17 protein-coding genes are annotated in these 17,828 nt (G+C 37.7%); 15 read left to right on the top strand and 2 right to left on the bottom strand.

Annotation, left to right across the window (positions count from 1 at the left end):
• Window positions 1-11 precede the first annotated feature (11 nt).
• The 8 genes from AAV98_RS01985 (at window position 12) to AAV98_RS01950 (ending at window position 6,809) form a co-directional block, all read left to right on the top strand.
• A complete protein-coding gene (locus AAV98_RS01985; RefSeq protein WP_060663874.1) occupies window positions 12-542 on the top strand; it encodes a phosphatidylglycerophosphatase A family protein in 531 nt (176 codons plus the stop codon).
• A 1,154-nt stretch (window positions 543-1,696) separates the two neighbouring features.
• Window positions 1,697-2,446 (top strand): anthrax toxin lethal factor-related metalloendopeptidase, encoded by a 750-nt coding sequence (locus AAV98_RS01980; RefSeq protein ID WP_060663873.1) that lies wholly within the window; start codon window positions 1,697-1,699, stop codon window positions 2,444-2,446.
• 101 nt (window positions 2,447-2,547) lie between these two features.
• The gene (locus AAV98_RS01975) at window positions 2,548-3,342 is read left to right on the top strand and encodes a thymidylate synthase (RefSeq protein ID WP_060663872.1); all 795 of its coding nucleotides are present in this window, start codon (window positions 2,548-2,550) and stop codon (window positions 3,340-3,342) included.
• The gene (locus AAV98_RS01970) at window positions 3,339-3,833 is read left to right on the top strand and encodes a dihydrofolate reductase (protein ID WP_060663871.1); all 495 of its coding nucleotides are present in this window, start codon (window positions 3,339-3,341) and stop codon (window positions 3,831-3,833) included. The genes AAV98_RS01975 and AAV98_RS01970 overlap by 4 nt, the downstream gene beginning before the upstream one ends.
• Before the next feature lie 24 nt (window positions 3,834-3,857).
• Window positions 3,858-4,568, top strand: a complete 711-nt coding sequence (locus AAV98_RS01965; protein WP_060663870.1) for a lysophospholipid acyltransferase family protein — start codon at window positions 3,858-3,860, stop codon at window positions 4,566-4,568.
• A gap of 267 nt (window positions 4,569-4,835) precedes the next feature.
• Window positions 4,836-5,501: an SOS response-associated peptidase gene (locus AAV98_RS01960; protein WP_060663869.1), complete on the top strand. Its 666-nt coding sequence runs from the start codon at window positions 4,836-4,838 to the stop codon at window positions 5,499-5,501.
• Between the two features lie 90 nt (window positions 5,502-5,591).
• Window positions 5,592-5,843, top strand: a complete 252-nt coding sequence (locus tag AAV98_RS01955; protein ID WP_060663868.1) for a DUF2535 family protein — start codon at window positions 5,592-5,594, stop codon at window positions 5,841-5,843.
• Between the two features lie 123 nt (window positions 5,844-5,966).
• Window positions 5,967-6,809, top strand: a complete 843-nt coding sequence (locus AAV98_RS01950; protein ID WP_060663867.1) for a DegV family protein — start codon at window positions 5,967-5,969, stop codon at window positions 6,807-6,809.
• Between the two features lie 49 nt (window positions 6,810-6,858).
• Here AAV98_RS01950 and AAV98_RS01945 read toward each other — a convergent pair whose 3' ends face one another.
• Complete coding sequence (locus AAV98_RS01945) at window positions 6,859-7,374, bottom strand: PCYCGC motif-containing (lipo)protein (protein ID WP_060663866.1); 516 nt, start codon at window positions 7,372-7,374, stop codon at window positions 6,859-6,861.
• Between the two features lie 126 nt (window positions 7,375-7,500).
• The gene (locus AAV98_RS01940) at window positions 7,501-7,761 is read right to left on the bottom strand and encodes a hypothetical protein (RefSeq protein ID WP_060663865.1); all 261 of its coding nucleotides are present in this window, start codon (window positions 7,759-7,761) and stop codon (window positions 7,501-7,503) included.
• Window positions 7,762-7,895: 134 nt separating this feature from the next.
• Here AAV98_RS01940 and AAV98_RS01935 point away from each other — a divergent pair, with 134 nt between their 5' ends.
• From AAV98_RS01935 to AAV98_RS01905, 7 genes are all read left to right on the top strand, one after another.
• Window positions 7,896-8,876 carry a nucleoside hydrolase gene (locus AAV98_RS01935; RefSeq protein ID WP_197284208.1) on the top strand — a complete coding sequence of 327 codons (981 nt, stop codon included), beginning with the start codon at window positions 7,896-7,898 and terminating at the stop codon, window positions 8,874-8,876.
• 131 nt (window positions 8,877-9,007) lie between these two features.
• Entirely contained in the window at window positions 9,008-10,480 is a 1,473-nt protein-coding gene (locus AAV98_RS01930; protein WP_082380725.1) for a spore germination protein, read from the top strand.
• Between the two features lie 9 nt (window positions 10,481-10,489).
• Window positions 10,490-11,599 (top strand): GerAB/ArcD/ProY family transporter, encoded by a 1,110-nt coding sequence (locus tag AAV98_RS01925; protein ID WP_060663863.1) that lies wholly within the window; start codon window positions 10,490-10,492, stop codon window positions 11,597-11,599.
• The gene (locus tag AAV98_RS01920; protein ID WP_060663862.1) at window positions 11,596-12,720 is read left to right on the top strand and encodes a Ger(x)C family spore germination protein; all 1,125 of its coding nucleotides are present in this window, start codon (window positions 11,596-11,598) and stop codon (window positions 12,718-12,720) included. Before AAV98_RS01925 ends, AAV98_RS01920 begins: the two co-directional genes overlap by 4 nt.
• 888 nt (window positions 12,721-13,608) lie before the next feature.
• The gene (locus AAV98_RS01915; RefSeq protein ID WP_060663861.1) at window positions 13,609-16,050 is read left to right on the top strand and encodes a hypothetical protein; all 2,442 of its coding nucleotides are present in this window, start codon (window positions 13,609-13,611) and stop codon (window positions 16,048-16,050) included.
• A complete protein-coding gene (locus tag AAV98_RS01910; protein ID WP_060663860.1) occupies window positions 16,047-16,979 on the top strand; it encodes an ABC transporter ATP-binding protein in 933 nt (310 codons plus the stop codon). Before AAV98_RS01915 ends, AAV98_RS01910 begins: the two co-directional genes overlap by 4 nt.
• A complete protein-coding gene (locus AAV98_RS01905) occupies window positions 16,979-17,824 on the top strand; it encodes an ABC transporter permease (protein ID WP_060663859.1) in 846 nt (281 codons plus the stop codon). Before AAV98_RS01910 ends, AAV98_RS01905 begins: the two co-directional genes overlap by 1 nt.
• The last annotated feature ends 4 nt before the right edge of the window (window positions 17,825-17,828 follow it).

Raw genomic sequence — 17,828 nt, 5'->3', positions numbered from 1 at the left:
AGGGGGGCCTTATGAGAAAACACACATTAAAAGAGATGAGAGAAACAACAAAAAAGATGTTAGAAGACAGAGGGGTTACGATACAGGATATCGCTGAAATTGTTCTTTCACTACAAAAGAAATATATCAGTAATGTCACCTTGGAAGATTGTATACATAACGTCGAGAAAGTTTTAGAGAAAAGGGAGATTGTCCATGCAGTGCTAACAGGATTATCTTTGGATATTTTAGCAGAAAAAAAACTGCTACCAGATCCGCTTCAATATTTGGTTGAGACTGACGAACCATTGTATGGGATTGACGAAATCATCCCACTATCGATTGTAAATGTGTATGGTTCAATTGGCTTGACAAACTTTGGTTTTCTTGACAAAGAGAAATTTGGAATCATTAAGAAGTTGGATGAACACGATGGAGATGAAGTTCACACCTTTATGGATGATATTGTATGTGCGCTTGCAGCAGCTGCAGCTAGCCGAATTGCTCACAGATCAAGAGACATTGAAGAAGCAGAATTAAGTGAAGAAGAGGTAATTGTATAAATATATTTATCTAAGAAGAGTGATTCTGTTGCAGAATCACTCTTTGGTTTTATAGATAGGTAACATATAATCCGGTTAATTATCGTTCTATGCGCTTCGCTTGCTGGCATAAGGTCCTTGATCATCTTCATTCCGACTTAAAGGGTCTCACCTGTCCGTTCTTCCCGTCGTGGACGTCTCCGCGCCTACCACTCTAATCAACAAAGGCGAGAAATCCTCACAAACGGTTGAAAAGAGCTTCTCTAAGCCGGAAAAGATCACAAATCCTCGCAAATGGTCGTAGAGAGAACTTCTCTAAGCTAGAAAAGATCACAAATCCTGGGAAACGGTCGTAGAGAGGGCTTCTCTAAGCCCGAACAGGCGACAAATCCTCGGAAACGGTCGTAGAGAGGGCTTCTCTAAGCCCGAACAGGCGACAAATCCTCGGAAACGGTCGTAGAGAGGGCTTCTCTAAGCCCGAACAGGCGAAAAATCCTCGCAAACGGTAGAAGAGAGCGCTTGTCTAAGCCCGAACAGGCGACAAATCCTCAGAAACGGTCGAAGAGAGCGCTTGTCTAAACCCGAACAGATCACAAATACTCGCAAACGGTCGTAGAGAGCACTTCTCTAAGCCCGAACAGATCACAAATCCTCGGAAACGGTCGTAGAGAGCACTTCTCTAAGCCCGAACAGGCGAAAAATCCTCGCAAATGGTCGTAGAGAGGGCTTCTCTAAGCCCGAAAATACCACAAATCCTCGCAAATGGTCGTAGAGAGGGCTTCTTTAAGCCGAAAAAGATCACAAATCCTCGCCGACGGTCAAAGATAGCGCTTCTCTAAACCCGAACAGATCACAAATCCACAAATCTTCGCAAACAGTCGTAGAGAGCGCTTCTCTAAGCCCAAACAGACCACAAATCCTCGCAAACGGTAGAAGAAAGCACTTCTCTAAGCCCAAACAAGCCACAAATACTCGCAAACGGTCGTAGGCTCGGTTTTTACTTACTCAGAAGAGAAGCAGTAAATTGGAAAAAATTAATCATTATTATTAAGAAAAGATTACAAAAATGTCATTCCAATTAAATGCCAAGATGATATAATATCAATATAATAGAATTGAATTTTCTAATAATTATAGATCAACATGTTACGGACAACTAGAGAAGGTGAGCAAAGATGAAAAGACGTATAGTTGCAATAATACTATTAATTACATTTACCATTATTCCGATATATTGGAAAGCTTATGCTAGTTTGAACGCGATACCTCTTACACAATTTAAGTCTTCTGAACTTGATACCCATCTAAAAAATATTCCTAATCGAGATACATTAAATCAATTTATCTATCTTCCTCCTGGGAATTTCTCAAAGGAGGATGCAGCAAATATGATCCGTCATGTTTCCAACATACCTCCCCACATTTTACACGTATTGGTTCAACAAAACGTTCATTTGTATTTATTTAGTGGAAATCTTACCGATGTTGAAGGATTCGAGCATCTACATGGTGTAAAACCTAGAGGCTATAGCAATAAGGGTTCTAACTGGGAAGATGTTCCAGGTATTGGAGGTTCTAAGCTAGTATTGGCCAAAATCGGACACAGTAACAAAGGATCCGGACATGGTTCGATCAATTTGGAACTACATGAACTCGCGCATTCTATTGATCGTTATGTTTTGGGTAATATAAGATATAATAAGGCATTCTTAAAAGCATGGAAAAGTGAGGTCGCTTCCTTATTTCCTAACAGAAATTATTTTCACACTTTTCCAGAAGAATATTTTGCTGAGACCTTTGCCATGTACTACTTAAATGATGTGACTAGATTTGAATTGGCAAAACATGCTCCACACACATTTCTATTTTTTCAAAATATGGAGAAGCTACCAATTACAAAAAACCTAATAACCAACACGCACTAGAAAAGCATTCACCTGAATGTTTTTCTTTTTGTCTTACTAGCAAATTTACTTTTGTGATAGAATGTACTAAGAACAAAGACAGTTCAAGAGGTGAAGATAGAATGAAACAATATCTGGATCTATGCAAACATATCTTACATAATGGTACCGAAAAAGAAGATCGGACAGGAACAGGGACAATTAGCACATTTGGTTATCAAATGAGATTTAACCTTCAGGAAGGTTTTCCTTTAGTAACTACGAAAAAGCTACACGTGAAATCAATAATCCATGAATTACTCTGGTTTTTAAATGGAGATACAAATGTGAAGTATTTGCAAGATAATGGCGTAAGAATCTGGAATGAATGGGCAGATGAAAACGGAGACCTCGGCCCGGTTTATGGGTACCAATGGAGATCTTGGCCAACACCTGATGGAGAAAGCATTGATCAAATAGCCAACTTGATTGAGCAAATTAAACATAACCCAGATTCAAGAAGACTTATTGTGTCTGCATGGAATGTGGCAAATGTTGATTCTATGGCTTTGCCCCCTTGTCATACTATGTTTCAATTTTATGTGGCTAACGGAAAATTATCTTGTCAATTATATCAGAGGTCGGCAGATGTTTTCCTAGGTGTACCGTTTAACATTGCATCGTATGCTTTACTTACCATGATGGTCGCGCAGGTCTGCGACTTAGAGCCTGGTGAATTCATTCATACACTAGGTGATGCACATATATATTCCAACCATATGGAGCAAGTGAACTTACAAATAGAACGTGAACCTAAAAAAATGCCGAAAATGAAACTAAATAAAGAAGTTACATCAATCTTTGATTTCAAATACGAAGATTTTACTCTTGTGGACTATGAGGCACACCCACATATTAAAGGGGTTGTCAGTGTATGATTTCTATTATTGTAGCTACTGACAAAAATAACCTAATAGGCAAGGACAATGACCTGCCATGGAGAATTCCGGCAGACTTGGCATATTTTAAGCAGGTGACGTTAGGTAATACAATTGTGATGGGGAGAAAGACGTATGAGTCCATCGGTAAGCCGCTTCCTAATAGAAGAAATATTGTTCTATCAAGGCAAGATTACCATGCAGATGGTTGTGAAACACTTCATTCTTTAGAAGAAGTAGTAAGCATGGATGAGGAGGGAAAAGAGCTCTTCATTATCGGAGGGGCTCATATTTTTAAGGAAGCACTTCCTTTCGCAGATTTTTTATATTTAACGTTTATTGATGAAGAATTTGAAGGTGACACCTATTTTCCTGAAGTCAAGGAGAATGATTGGGAATTGATTTCTAGTGAAAAAGGCATAAAGGATGAAAAAAATCCTTACGATTACTATTTTAAAAAGTTCAAAAGAACAAGCACATTAGACAAATAGATGTATTTTTAGGGAGAGAAAGAAATGTTACGTACGATATGGTGGTTTGTTTATTTTTTCGGCTACTTAATTTACAGTTTGCCGACCATAAAGAAAGTGCAAAAAATAGACACTCCGATGACTGTGGAAGAAAGAGATACAATAATACATCAAAAACCGAAACATTGGGCGAAAACATTGGTAAAGCTTACAGGTTCTAACATAGAAGTGGTGGGTCAGGAGAAAATTCCTACCGGCCCCGTCCTTTTTGTAAGTAACCATCAAGGGAATTTTGATGTTCCGATACTAATTGGTTTTTTAAAGAAGCCACTTGGTTTCATTTCCAAGATAGAAGTAAAAAAGATTCCCTTTATTCCAAGATGGATGGAAGCAATGAACTGTGTCTTCATTGATCGTAAGGATAGAAGAAAAGCGGTCCAGTCTATAAAAGATGGGATCGAAACCCTGAAGAAAGGGCATTCCTTGGTTATTTTCCCTGAGGGGACTAGAAGCAAAGGGGACGTGATGGGAGAATTCAAAAAAGGTGGCCTACGTCTGGCAACAGATAGCAAAGTGCCGGTTGTTCCCATTACAATTTCAGGATCTTATAGAATAATGGAAGAAAGCAAATTCGGTTTCCAGGCAGCAAAAGTAAAAGTAACCGTCCACGATCCAATTTTCCTACCTCTAGACGAAAAAGTTGACGGAAACCAACTAGGCATACAAATTCAAGAAAAAATCAAGCAGGGCTTCTAGGATTGATTGGGGCAAAAGGCGTAGACTCCTTGAAAATGCTTACGCGTTTTCTTCGTGCGATGTTACGCTGCCTAAGCCTTCCTTGTCCTAAAGGAGATAGCGTTAGGTGGAGACCCCGCATACTTGCCGAGGAGACGTACGTCAGCCCCTAGAATAGCGAAGCCATTTGTAGAAATCAACAGCGGTGTTTATAAAGTTATCCAGCCACTACACATGTAGTGGCTTTTCCTGTAAAATAAATACATAAAAAAAGGAAGTGTGCCGACAATGTGTGGAAGATTTTCATTAACTACAGAACTTCATAAGTTGGAAGAACGCTTTTTTCTTGAAAATACAACGAACCTTGAATATAGTATCAGCTACAACATCGCTCCAGGACAACCTATTTTGGCGATTGTAAAAGGAGAAAACCAAAACAGAGCTGGCTACCTTCATTGGGGCTTGGTTCCAAGCTTTGCAAAAGATAAAAAAATTGGCTACAAAATGATTAACGCACGAGCAGAGACATTACAGGAAAAAGTGAGTTTTCGAAAGCTTTTGGAAAGGAAAAGATGTATTATTCCAGCAGATGGTTTCTTTGAATGGAAAAACCAAAACGGAGAAAAGAAGCCCGTAAGGTTTACAAAAACGAATCAACAGCCTTTCGCTTTTGCTGGCCTATGGGACCGCTGGATTACAAAGGATGAAGAAATGGTTAGTTGCACATTGATAACGACTAGACCAAACAAGCTTGTGGAAGATGTGCATAACAGAATGCCGGTGATACTAAAAGAGGAACATGAAAAAGATTGGCTTTCTAGAAAAGAACTTACAAGTAGTGAGTTAGCTACCATGTTGCAACCATTCGATGCGGATTTAATGAGATCTTACGAAGTGTCCTCTATTGTTAATTCTCCTAAAAATAATGGACCTGATTGTATCAAAATTATCTGAAAATGTTTTATTTTGTCTATCAAAAGTTTACACTTATTTGAAATTTTAGGGTATAATGATGATAAACGGGTGAAAAAGAGGATTGATATTTTGCTATGGAAAAGCCTAGAGTTCACGGTTAATGAGGGACAGAAGGTAAAAGTCATTGAAATTCCAGTATTGGAGGACGATAGCACATATCATTTTATGGTTCGAATCAGATTGGAGAAGTATATTAAATTAATCCTATCAGAGAAGGAGCCAAAGCAAATCTATTCCTTTAAGGATTATTTGCGAACAGTATTAAAATGGCCGGATTATTGTAAAGTTGTAAAAACAGATATATTAAAAAATAATGCTTAAACTTATGTTAATGTGATAATATTAATACAGGGCCAACACCCTGTATTTTTTTTGTTTTAAGTTTGAACAAGCCCTGTGAGAAGGTATAATAGTAAAAAGGATATTATTGGGGAAGTGAATGTAATGACAAATGTAAAAATTGTGACAGATTCAACTGTTGATATTGATCAGTCCATCATTGAAGAATTAAACATAGAAATTGTTCCGTTATCCATTACGATTGACGGAGAATCATACATAGATCGATTTGGAATAAAGCCCGATGAATTTATGGATAAAATGAAACACTCTACTGAGCTCCCAAAAAGTTCTCAACCTGCTGTGGGGTCATTTGTCGATGTGTATAACCGTTTAGGGGAAGATGGCAGCAAAATTCTGTCCATCCATATGACTGGTGGAATGAGTGGAACTGTCGGGTCCGCTGAAAGCGCAGCTAATATTAGTGATAGCGATGTCACGGTAGTTGATTCAAGGTTCATTTCTTTTGCTTTATCTTTTCAAGTAGTGGCTGCAGCAAAAATGGCCAAAGAAGGGAAAGAGTTGCAAGAAATAATAAATAAGTTGAACGATATTCGTTCCAATACAGATCTGTTTATTATGGTAGATACATTAGACAATCTAGTAAAGGGTGGCCGAATCGGTAGAGGAAAGGCACTTATCGGATCTTTATTGAACATAAAACCAATTGCTTCTTTGGCAGATGGAGTCTACACCCCTGTTACAAAAGCAAGAAGTCATTCACAAGTAATTAAGTATTATACAAAGCAATTCAAAGAAGATATTGCAGGTAAAATGGTAAAAGGCGTGGGAATAGCGCATGCCGGTTCATTAAAACAGGCTCAAGCATTAAAAGATGCCCTTTATGAAGCTTCCGGATTTGAAAACATCCAAATTGCTTATACTACCCCTGTCATCTCTACTCATACAGGTCCAGGTGCATTAGCATTAATGTATTATGCCGAATAGAAAGCAAAAAGGGTAACGGAGATGTTCACATTTCCGTTACCCTTTTTCATTATCCATTCTCTGGTTCTGGCGTTGGAGTAGGTGTTGAATAGCCCTCTTTATACGCTTCGTCAATCAAATGTCTTATTTCTTCTACACTTTTTCCCTTGTTGAACTCCATGACAGAAGTGGCTGCAATTTCTAAACAGACCCCACATCTTGTGCCATGGTCATCCCAGGTAAGAGAACCATCTTTCTTATTTTCATAAACAAAGCAATTATAACTGCTTTTATGCCCTGCGGAAGTGCCACACCCACAATAACACGGAATATACTCAAGAACTTCTCGGTGCTGTGCTGCGGCAGAATAGATAAGTTGCATATCTTCTGGCTTGTCCTTCAAAAAAGAAGGCAAAACTTCTACAGAAGCCGTTTCTTCCCGAAGATCTCCTTGGAAAAAAGAAGGCTTTTCGTTGTGATGGTGTTGTTCTTCCTTGTGTTGTGCATTGCTTTTGGTGGTTTCCGAATTCGAACATCCCCCCATGAGGATGATCATACAGGAGGCAGTTAATGCCATTTTTTTCATAAATAAATTACACCTCGTTCACATAAACTGTACCATTATACTATAACATAGAAGAGTACAGAAAAATCTAACACAAATGTGAACGAGGCATATAGATTGTTACTCAATTTTAGTAACAATCATATTTTACCAGAATAAAAGACCGCCTAATACCACACCTGTTACGAATGCAAGTGGGACTGCTACAGGGTTATACCCATATCCTCCGTAATATCCACCCCAAAAGCCCATGCCATATCCACCGAATCTATTTCCGCCCGTTGGTTGAATGTAAACGTGACTAGGTGATACTCTAACAATTCTTCCACGATGAGATGAACCGTCACGACATCTTACGGTCACCATTTGCCCCTGGTAACGACGACACTGATTATAAAATTGAGACATGTTTCCTTCCTCCTATCCTATTTAATCACTAATAGACTATTCGCCCCCTATCCCTTGTGCCTGTATGTTTGTCTTGGTTTGTCTTAATCTAAAAAAAATATATTATGGCAAATTTACATAGAGGAGGGATAAATTTGAAGAAAAAAGTGCTGCTTTTTGCTGATTTTGGTATAGATGATATCATGGCAATCATTTATGCGTATTATGAGATACATGTCGAAATTGTCGGAGTAGTAGCAGAATACGGCAATGTTGATAAAAAAACGGCTATCAGAAATGCCAGATACCTGCAAAGGAATACTGGAAGATACGATATTCCACTTATTGGAGGAGCTGAAAGGTCTATGACAGGGGAACCTCCAATATATTATCCGGAAGTGCATGGGCCGGAAGGGTTTGGAGGGTATGTATTACCTGAAGATTTTCAAGCAGAAGGAGATGTTTTTGAAAACTTCCACCAGATTTATGATATTATAGAGAAATTTGCTGGCGAGTTAACTATAGTCTGTGTAGGTAGATTAACCTCTCTGGCAACCTCCTTTATCCTTTATCCTGAAACTGTAGCAAAGGTAAGCGATATCTTTGTAATGGGAGGCGCATTCAATTTTCCTGGCAACGTTACTCCTGTTGCAGAAGCAAATATATATGGTGACCCGTATGCAGCAAATATTGTTGTTAATTTCGCAAAAAATTTGACCATTTTCCCTCTAGATGTCACTCAAAAAGCAATCTTGACAGCAGATATGGTCAATGAAATTGATAGTTTAAACAAGGAAAAAAATAGCCAGTTAGGATCAATAATCAAACCAATGATGGACTATTATTGGCAGTTCTATAAGTCTCAGATACCTACGATACCTGGAGCTCCCTTACACGATGTGGTGACATTGTGGGGAGTATTTAATGAAAAGAATATTAAATATGAAATGAAGCCAGTCAAGGTAGTCACTTCCCAAGGTTCTGCATTTGGGCAAACAATTGGTGATTTTCGTGATTTTGTTCAACTGGCGGAATATCCTGTTCATCGAATAGCGATGGAATTTAGCTATACAGAATTTATTAACCGTGTTGTTGCAGTTTTGACAGTAGAACTAAACAACCATCAATCTCCTTAAGCCAACCTAATTATAGGTTCGGCTTTTTATTATTCATGACCTTCAAAAGACGGTACATTAGAGATTTTCATAAATTTACGTATCTTGGTAAGCCTACATTTATATAGAAGAAAAATAATAAGGTGGTCCGCATGGAGAAAAGGAGTCTAACTACATACGATATATGCGATCTTCAGGATTATTTTAAAAGAACTTTTCATGACAGTCCTGATTTGTATTTTTATGAAATGAAAAGAAATAAACGATCTATTCTTTTTGTTTATATGAAAAACCTTGTTGATACTAACGTACTGAATCAATCCATTCTTCCTACTATAATAGATAAAACGAAGGAAAATACCTTAGACTTGCAGGAATTAATTTACCAATTGCCTACGACTCAGTCTAACCTGACGGAAGATATGGATGAAATGATTCATAAGCTGTTGAATGGATATGTTCTATTAATTACACCAAAGGCTGAGAGAAGTTTATTAATAAACGTCAGCAAAAAAGTAGAACGGAGTTTAGAGAAAGCAGAAACAGAATCGCTTGTCTTTGGTCCGAAAATTTCCTTTACTGAGTCCTTAAGTACAAATATAAGTATTATTAGGCAAAACATCGTCTCAGAAGACCTTTGCACTGAAAAAATGGCAGTTGGTAAAAAGAATGAAACGGAAATAAGAATTGTTTATTTAAAGGGAAAGGCAGAAGAGGAATTAATACAATCTATAAGAGATAAAATTAATTCTCTTCAAGTCAATGACATACTCGATACTTCCGTCTTGGCACAATTAATAGAAGATAACAGTTATTCCATCTTCCCACAATTTGTTCAGACAGAACTTCCTGATAGAGTTACTTACAGTGTGGAAAGAGGAATGGTGGCGGTTTTTGTGGATAGGAGTCCAATGGTAATGCTTGGACCTTCTTCCCTTTTTAATTTCTTTGAGTCGACAGAAGATGTATATATGCGGTGGAATATGGGAAGCTTTATTCGGTTTCTACGTTATGTCACCATGTTTCTTTCTGTTATTCTTACTCCAGCATATGTTGCCATCATAACCTATCACTATGAAATGATTCCTTCTACTCTGTTGGTTTCCCTTGGGGAGTCAAGATCAAAAGTCCCTTTTACACCAATCTTTGAAGCCTTGTTGTTGGAGGTCATGATTGAGTTACTAAGAGAAGCAGGTGCTAGGCTTCCGACAAAAGTAGGGCAAACAATGGGTATTGTAGGAGGGATTGTGTTAGGGCAAGCTGCGGTTGAAGCCGGATTTACGAGCAATATTTTGATTATTGTTGTTGCATTAAGTGCACTAGGCTCTTTCACAGCTCCTAGTTATTTAATGGGGACTGCTGTAAGGGTCATGAGATTTCCGATTTTAATTTTAGCAGGGGTATGGGGAGGCATTGGCATTAGTCTTGGGCTGTGCTTTATATTAATTCATCTAATTCGCTTAACAAGCATGGGTGTACCTTATCTTAAACCGGTCTATCCATTTGATAGAAAGCATGTAATTAATACTATATTCCGGATGCCCATCCACTTGATAAGGAAAAATCCGAACAAAGAAGACTTCTTTTCGTACCGAAAGGAAGTCTCTCAAGACATAGATGAATAAGGTGATGAAATGATAAGTACCATTAAACATAATAAATCATTTTTAATATCGGCTTATTTAATTTTTTTTATCGTTCATACTAACCAAACTGGTGTGGGAATAGCTGGAGTTCAGCGTATCATCTTTCTTGAAGCAGGTCAGGATGCATGGATATCAATCTTCATTAGCTACATAGGTATGGTGATTGTCGTATTTGCCATCTGTTATATTCTTAAAACGTTTGAATCCAAGGACTTGTTTCAAATTCACATGTTACTGTTTGGAAGGTGGATAGGCAATGCGTTAAATCTAATTTTGGTTCTATATCTATTGTCCGGTTTAATGTCCATGCTTTTAAATTATACGGAAATTGTACAGGCATGGGTATTTCCAGATTTAAAAACTTGGACAATCGTTTCGATTATACTTCTTATCTCTATTTATGGGGTATATGGTGGCATAAAAACTATCGTTGGAGTCAGCTTCTTAGGATTCTTTTTAACTATTTGGCTAATATTCATGTTGATAGTCCCAGTTCAATACATGGATTGGACAAATTTTTTGCCTATGTTTGAGGCAACACCAAAAGAACTTCTAAAAGGGGCATATAAAACTTCTTTTACAGTTTTGGGGCTTGAGATATTGTATTTCGTTTATCCTTACATACGAGATAAACATAAAGTCCATAAATACGCTCAGTTAGGTGTGTTTTTTACGTTTATCTTGATTATTGCCGTAACTTTCGTAGCCATCGGGTATTATAGCGGCGAACAATTAGAAAAAACGATTTGGGCAACTTTGTCTATGTTTAAAATAGTACAGTTTCAAAATTTAGAAAGATTTGAGTTTTTTGCAGTCTCTCTTTGGCTTGTCATTATTCTACCAAATACACTTTTCTTGCTATGGGCAGCTTCTAAAGGGTTAAAAAGAATTTTTAACAGAAGGCAAAAAAGCATGGTCATGGTATGTAGTGTGCTTGTATTGATTTGTTCCTGTTTTTTTCAAAAACGCACAGAGATTAATGAGTTTGTAGACTTACTTGGAAAGTTTGGATTTTATATGATTTTTGTATATACCATCTTACTTTCGTTTATCGTATTTTTACGAGAAAAAATCAAAGGGGTGAAAAGGGAGGGATGAGAAAAGTTATATGGATTTGTGTAATCGTCATCTTAAGTGGGTGTGTTCAACAAAAACCGCTGGAGGAACTCGGTTTAATAACAGCAATGGGGTATGATAATGAAGACGGAATGCTAAAAGGCTCTATCATTTACTATGAATTTGATCCCATGCATCCAAATAACACCAAAATGGTGACGACTCTAGCTCATACAAGTAAGGGGGTAAGACAAAAAGAAAACCTTGCTTCAAGCAGAAGACTTGTATCCGGGCAATTAAGGGTGGCAATTTATGGGGAGGAGTTAGCAAAGGAAGGGATAATTTCTATAATTGATACGCTTTCCCGGGATGCTCAAGTTGGAACTATGTCTTATCTTGCAGTTAGCAAACCTAAGGCTCAGGAGCTACTTCAACTCTCGCAAGATTCAGAAGATATATCAAATGCTGGTACATTCTTATACGAATTAATCACACAAAATGTGGAAGGGGATACATTACTTTCTCCCACCCTGCATGAATTTATGCAGTGCTATTATAGTGAAGGGCGTGACCCTGTACTTCCTCTATTAAATTTTAAAGATAATACAATCATTATAGAAGGATTGTCGTTATTTCAAGATGATAAAGTTGTTGGAGAATTGGATAGTAATGATTCCTTTTATTTAAAATTGCTCGTTGATCCTTTTGATGTAGGTAGTACAGAAATTACCATCCCTAAAGAGCAGTTGAAAAAATATATTTTAACTAGCAATCATAAAAAAGAGAACAGTGTATTTGTTTCACTTGATCATCTCAGAAGTGTTACAGATATAAAATTGGAAGACAAAGAAGTTCCCTCTTATTCAATAGAAGTTGATGTGAAAACGAGAATGCAAGAAATATCTGAAAATTATGATTTAGGAAATCCTAAAGCATTGAAAAAATTGGAAGAAGCAATAGGGAAAGATATGGAGGAACAGTTAATTGATGTGTTGGAAAAAAGCAAGGAAATGGGAGCGGATCCAGTTGGTTTTGGAAACTATTATCGTGCAAAAGTAGGATATGACTCATTCCGTACAGAGGATTGGAGAAAACAATATCAGAATGTTAAATATAAAATAAAGATCAAGGTGGAAATATTACGAACCGGAGTAATGGATTAAAAAAAGAAGGAGAGAAACCTTCTTTTTTATGAATAAGTAAGAAAAAAACTCCATTAATCTTCCGTTCCAGCCGCTTCGTATGCCTGCGGGTGTTCCGTGACTCTTCACAACGGTTGAAGCCACTGAAAAACTGATAACGTAAAGTTTTTTATGATTCCTAGCTGTTGATTGGAGCAAAAGGCAAAGACTTCCGAGTTAGATAGCGCTAGGTGGAGACCCCGCAGTTGTAGCGAAGCCACTGAAAAACTGATAACGTAGAATTTGTGTTGATTCCTAGCTGTTAATTGGAGCAAGATGCGAAGACTCCTTAGGGAGATAACGTTAGGTGGAGACCCCGCAGTAGTAGCGAAGCCACAGAAAAACTAATAACGTAAAGTATTTTATGATTCCTAGCTGTTGATTGGAGCAAAAGGCGAAGACTCCTGAGGGAGATAGCGTTAGCTGGAGACCCCGCAGGCGTAGCCGAGGAGGCTCCAGCAACGCCCCTAGGAAAGCGCAGCCATTTGCGGAAATCAACAGCGGTGTTAAAAATTTTAATATCTCAATGACTTTTTCAGTGGCCTCGGTTTAGACGAAAGAGGCTCACGTCACTCCTAGGAAAAGCGCAGCCATATGCGGAAATCAACAACGGTGTGAAAAAAATTCTAAAATCTCAATGACTTTTTCAGTGGCTTCAGCGTAGCGAAAGGAGGCTCACGTCACTCCCTAGGAAAAGCGCAGCCATTTGCGGAAATTAACATCGGATAATAACCAAGCAACCAAAATAGGACCGGGCATTTTTTTGTCCGGTTTTTTATATTAATTTGAAACTTTTTCCTAAAGTGTTACGTCTTAGATATAGTTATTTGAAAATAGAAAGAGAGATTGTCATATTTAGGGGGAAAAGACGTGAAAGCATGGTTATTAATTAGAAAATGTTTAGTCTTGATCATTATCGGATTATTTCTAAATCCATCATTTTCAAACGCAGAGACAAACTTAGAAGTGAAAGTCGAATTTGGAGTAGACAATAAAGTTCAGATGGGGAAGGGACATCAGATTAGAATTGAATTGGTGAACAAAGGGGATGCGACGAAAGGGGATATCGTTGTTTTTTCAAGCCCTACATATAATATGGCCGGGAGTTATGTTATCCCTGTTGAAATAGAAGCGGGAGGTTCCAAAACGTTGGAACTTGCAGTAAAAGGAACCTCTGAACACATGTCATATAACTATTCCGGTACTAGACATGATTTTGTCACTTTTTACGAGGGTGGCGTAGAAAAAGGGAAAGAAGTGAAGCTGAAAGGGAATGCAAATGCTCAACCAAGGTATATTGGGGATAACAGAGTCGTTTTAGGAGTTCTAAGCAAAAACCATGATGCAGTCAACTTCTTGAAATTGGTCAAATATCAAAATGAAAGTATGGAATTACTAAATATCAAAAGCGAAAATATTCCAAATGAATCCTATGGATTGGAATTGTTTGATGTACTTTTAGTTCATGATTTTTCCCTGGCCACTTTAACGGCTCCTCAGCAACAAGCCATTAAAGACTGGGTCAACAACGGTGGCTCTTTGATGTTTGATACAAAGGTAGGTCTGAGTCAGGATTTAGGAGACTTACAGGAATTTCAGCTATTGGATCCCACGAATGAAACATCACTAAAGAAATTGAATGAGTATAGTAGTTTTCCAGATCTTCCTATATTTACTGGTAATATAATAAAGGAAGATGCTACAGTTCTGACAAAGGATGTGGAAACTCCCATCACCCTCATGATGAGTACAGGGACTGGGACAGTAACCCAAATTACAAGTAACTTAGCTTCTCCACTTTTTGGAGAATGGAGTGAATTAACCACATGGTGGAGCAGTGTCCTTCAAAAGGTTACAACTAAAAGTCCGAATCATTATAAGATGCCTGTCATGGAAGAACTATCTCATCAATTAAGCCCAATTGGGGAAGCTTTTCCAGGGTCAATCGTTTCAGTTCCACTGTTAATTGGAGCATTTGCTGTTTATCTTATACTAGTTATTCCAGTTTTGTATATTATTCTGAAGAAAACGGACAAACGAGAGCAGGCGTGGTGGATTATTCCAGCCGTAGCCATTTTTACTAGTGTTGCAGTTTTCGGGATTGGTGCGAAGGATCGGATATCAGGAACACAGGTGAATGAATCCAGTATACTACTCCTGGACAATGAAACAGAAACTGCCAGTGGATATGGTGTAGCCAGCATTCTTACAAATAGTGGCGGAGATTATAAGATGGAAACAGGAGAAAACACCACACTTTTCCCAATGACTTATGGTTATAATGAAAATTTCGAATTAATGAAAAATTATGCATATGTCAGTTCTTTATCTAAAGGAACAGAAATCAAGTTTAACAATGTGGAATATTGGTCAACACGAACAAGTATCGGAAATGTTAATGCTTTGCCATTAGGAAAAATTGAACATGCTATCTCTATGAAAGATGGAAAAGTACAAGGGACAATTTCCAACCAAATGCAATATGAGTTAAAAGATGCATTTATATTATCAGGCCGCAACTCGGAAGCTCTTGGAGATATTAAAGCAGGGGAAACAGTGGACCTTGAATATGAGGTGTCTGGAGGAAACATTGCCAATGCATTGACTGCACCGAGCAGCTCTTCTTCAACAAAGGCATTCCCAAATTTCCAAAGTTATTATAATCAGGGACCTGGGGCTAATCAAATTGAAAAACATGAGCTGGAAGACTATAAGAAGTTTCAGTTGCTGGATCTACTTGTCAACAGAAAAGATATTTTCTCTATAGCATCTCAACCTATTCTGGTTGGCTATGTAACAGACGGAGTGATGAACACGAAAGTGGAGGGGAAATCAGGAAAATCAAATGCCTCTCATCTAGTTGTTCTACCAATTTCAATCACTAATACAGGTGGAGGAAGCTTTAGTTTTACTGAGGAACATTTAGCGCCAAACATAAAGGTGACAGAAGGAGAAACAGGTATGGTTCACCATAACGGTCTACACTATGGAGAAACATATGTATATTTAGGTGGAGGGTCTTATGATTTTACCTATAGCCTACCGGATTTGGTCGACATTACAGAAGACGAAATGAAAGAAGTTAAAATTAAACTTCGAACAAGAGACGGTAGTATAGAGTATTTTATTTTCAATCATAAAACGGGAGAAGCAGAATTGCTTGATAATAAATCTTCTGTGACATTAGAGGGAAATCTCTCCGATTATTTCAATGATCAGGGAAGCGTTACTGTTCGTTTAAGAGTTCCAAATAATTTTGATATGGATATACAATTGCCGGGAGTGAAGGTAGAGGGAGCGGTAAAAGAATGATAGAAACCATTAATCTTACAAAAAAATATGGGAAATTCACAGCATTGGATTCATTGAACTTGAAGGTTGAAAAAGGTACAGTGTTTGGTTTTGTTGGTCACAATGGAGCAGGAAAATCAACTACATTTTCCATACTCTCTACCCTTCTTGCACCTACATCTGGAACTGCTTTAGTAAACGGGTATGATGTTACGAAGTATCCTAAAATGGTTCGAAAGTATATTGGATACATGCCGGATTTCTTTGGAGTATATGATCAATTTAAAACGGATGAGTATCTTGACTTCTATGGTGCGAGTTACGGCATCCCCCTTGAGGAAAGGCAAAAACTGATACCTCAGCTCCTTGAACTTGTCAATTTAACAGATAAAAAAGATGCGTATGTAGATGTATTATCGAGGGGGATGAAGCAGCGACTTTGTCTTGCGAGAGCATTAATACATGACCCAGAAGTGTTAATTTTGGATGAACCTGCATCAGGATTAGATCCAAGGGCTAGGATTGAAATGAGGGAAATTTTAAGAGAACTAAAAAGTATGGGGAAAACCATCATGATTTCCTCACATATACTGCCAGAACTTGCAGAGATGTGTGATGAAATTGGAGTAATTAATGGTGGAAAGCTTGTTGCAACAGGAAGAGTGGAAGAAATTCATCAACAACTTCAAGCCAATAAAGTGCTAAAAGTACTCATTTTGAAAGATATTGATAAAGCTATCAAATTCTTCGAGGATGTACCTAGTGTCTCTAATATTCAAAAAAATGAACAACGATCAAATCTTCTATCCTTCTCATTTGAAGGGACTGATGAGGAACAAGTTGATTTGCTAAAAAGAGCACTAGATTCAGACATCATGATTCTTAGCTTGAGTCAAGAAGAATCTAATCTGGAAGATATCTTTTTAGAAATTACAAAGGGTGTGGAATAATGAAAGCTCAACTAATTAACCCCATGTTAAACAAAGAGTTCAAATTACGCTTCAGGAGTTTTAAAAGCTTTTTGGGGATTTTATTTTACCTCGGTGTACTTGGTCTGATCGCCTTGTTCTACATCTATATGGAGACAAGATATAGTTCCATGGGAATGTTCCGTGCAGAAAGTAGTAAAAACATGTTCATGATATTAGCATTTGTCCAGCTAGCCTTGATTTTCTTTATGACACCTGGATTGACAGCAGGAATTATCAGCAGTGAGCGGGAAAAACAAACGTTAAACATTCTTTTGACGACTCAGCAATCTTCCACAAGTATTATTGTAAGCAAATTGGTGTCATCTTTATCATTTCTACTGTTAATTGTAATTTCCAGTTTGCCGTTATATAGCATTGTTTTCTTATTTGGTGGTATATCACCGAAACTTTTGATGACGACTTTCGGTGTATATTTGCTTTCCATGGCTACTTTAGGAAGTATAGGGGTTTTCTTCTCAACTTTAATCCGAAAAACAATTGTAGCCATGGTTTGTACGTATGGTGTAGCCTTTTTTCTTGCTGCAGGTACAGCAATCATTACCATGTTCACGATTAGTTTTTCACAATTTGGGGCAACAGGCCCACAGGCAAACCCCATACCGTATTTTATTGCCATGTTTAATCCCTTCGGTGTCATGTTAGCACTATTTGAGCCTGCTGCAGCAATAGAATTGAAAAATATTACAGGAATAGAATTACACTTAGGTGTAGGTTTAGTCATTTCATATATCACCATTACTATCATTTTGATATTGCTTAGTATTAAAAAGTTACGCCCAAATATGAAACCAAGTAAAGGGTAGATCA

This window comes from Bacillus sp. CHD6a (assembly GCF_001293645.1).
GTDB lineage: Bacteria > Bacillota > Bacilli > Bacillales > Bacillaceae_I > Sutcliffiella_A.
This window is presented reverse-complemented; position numbering and strand designations above follow the sequence as displayed.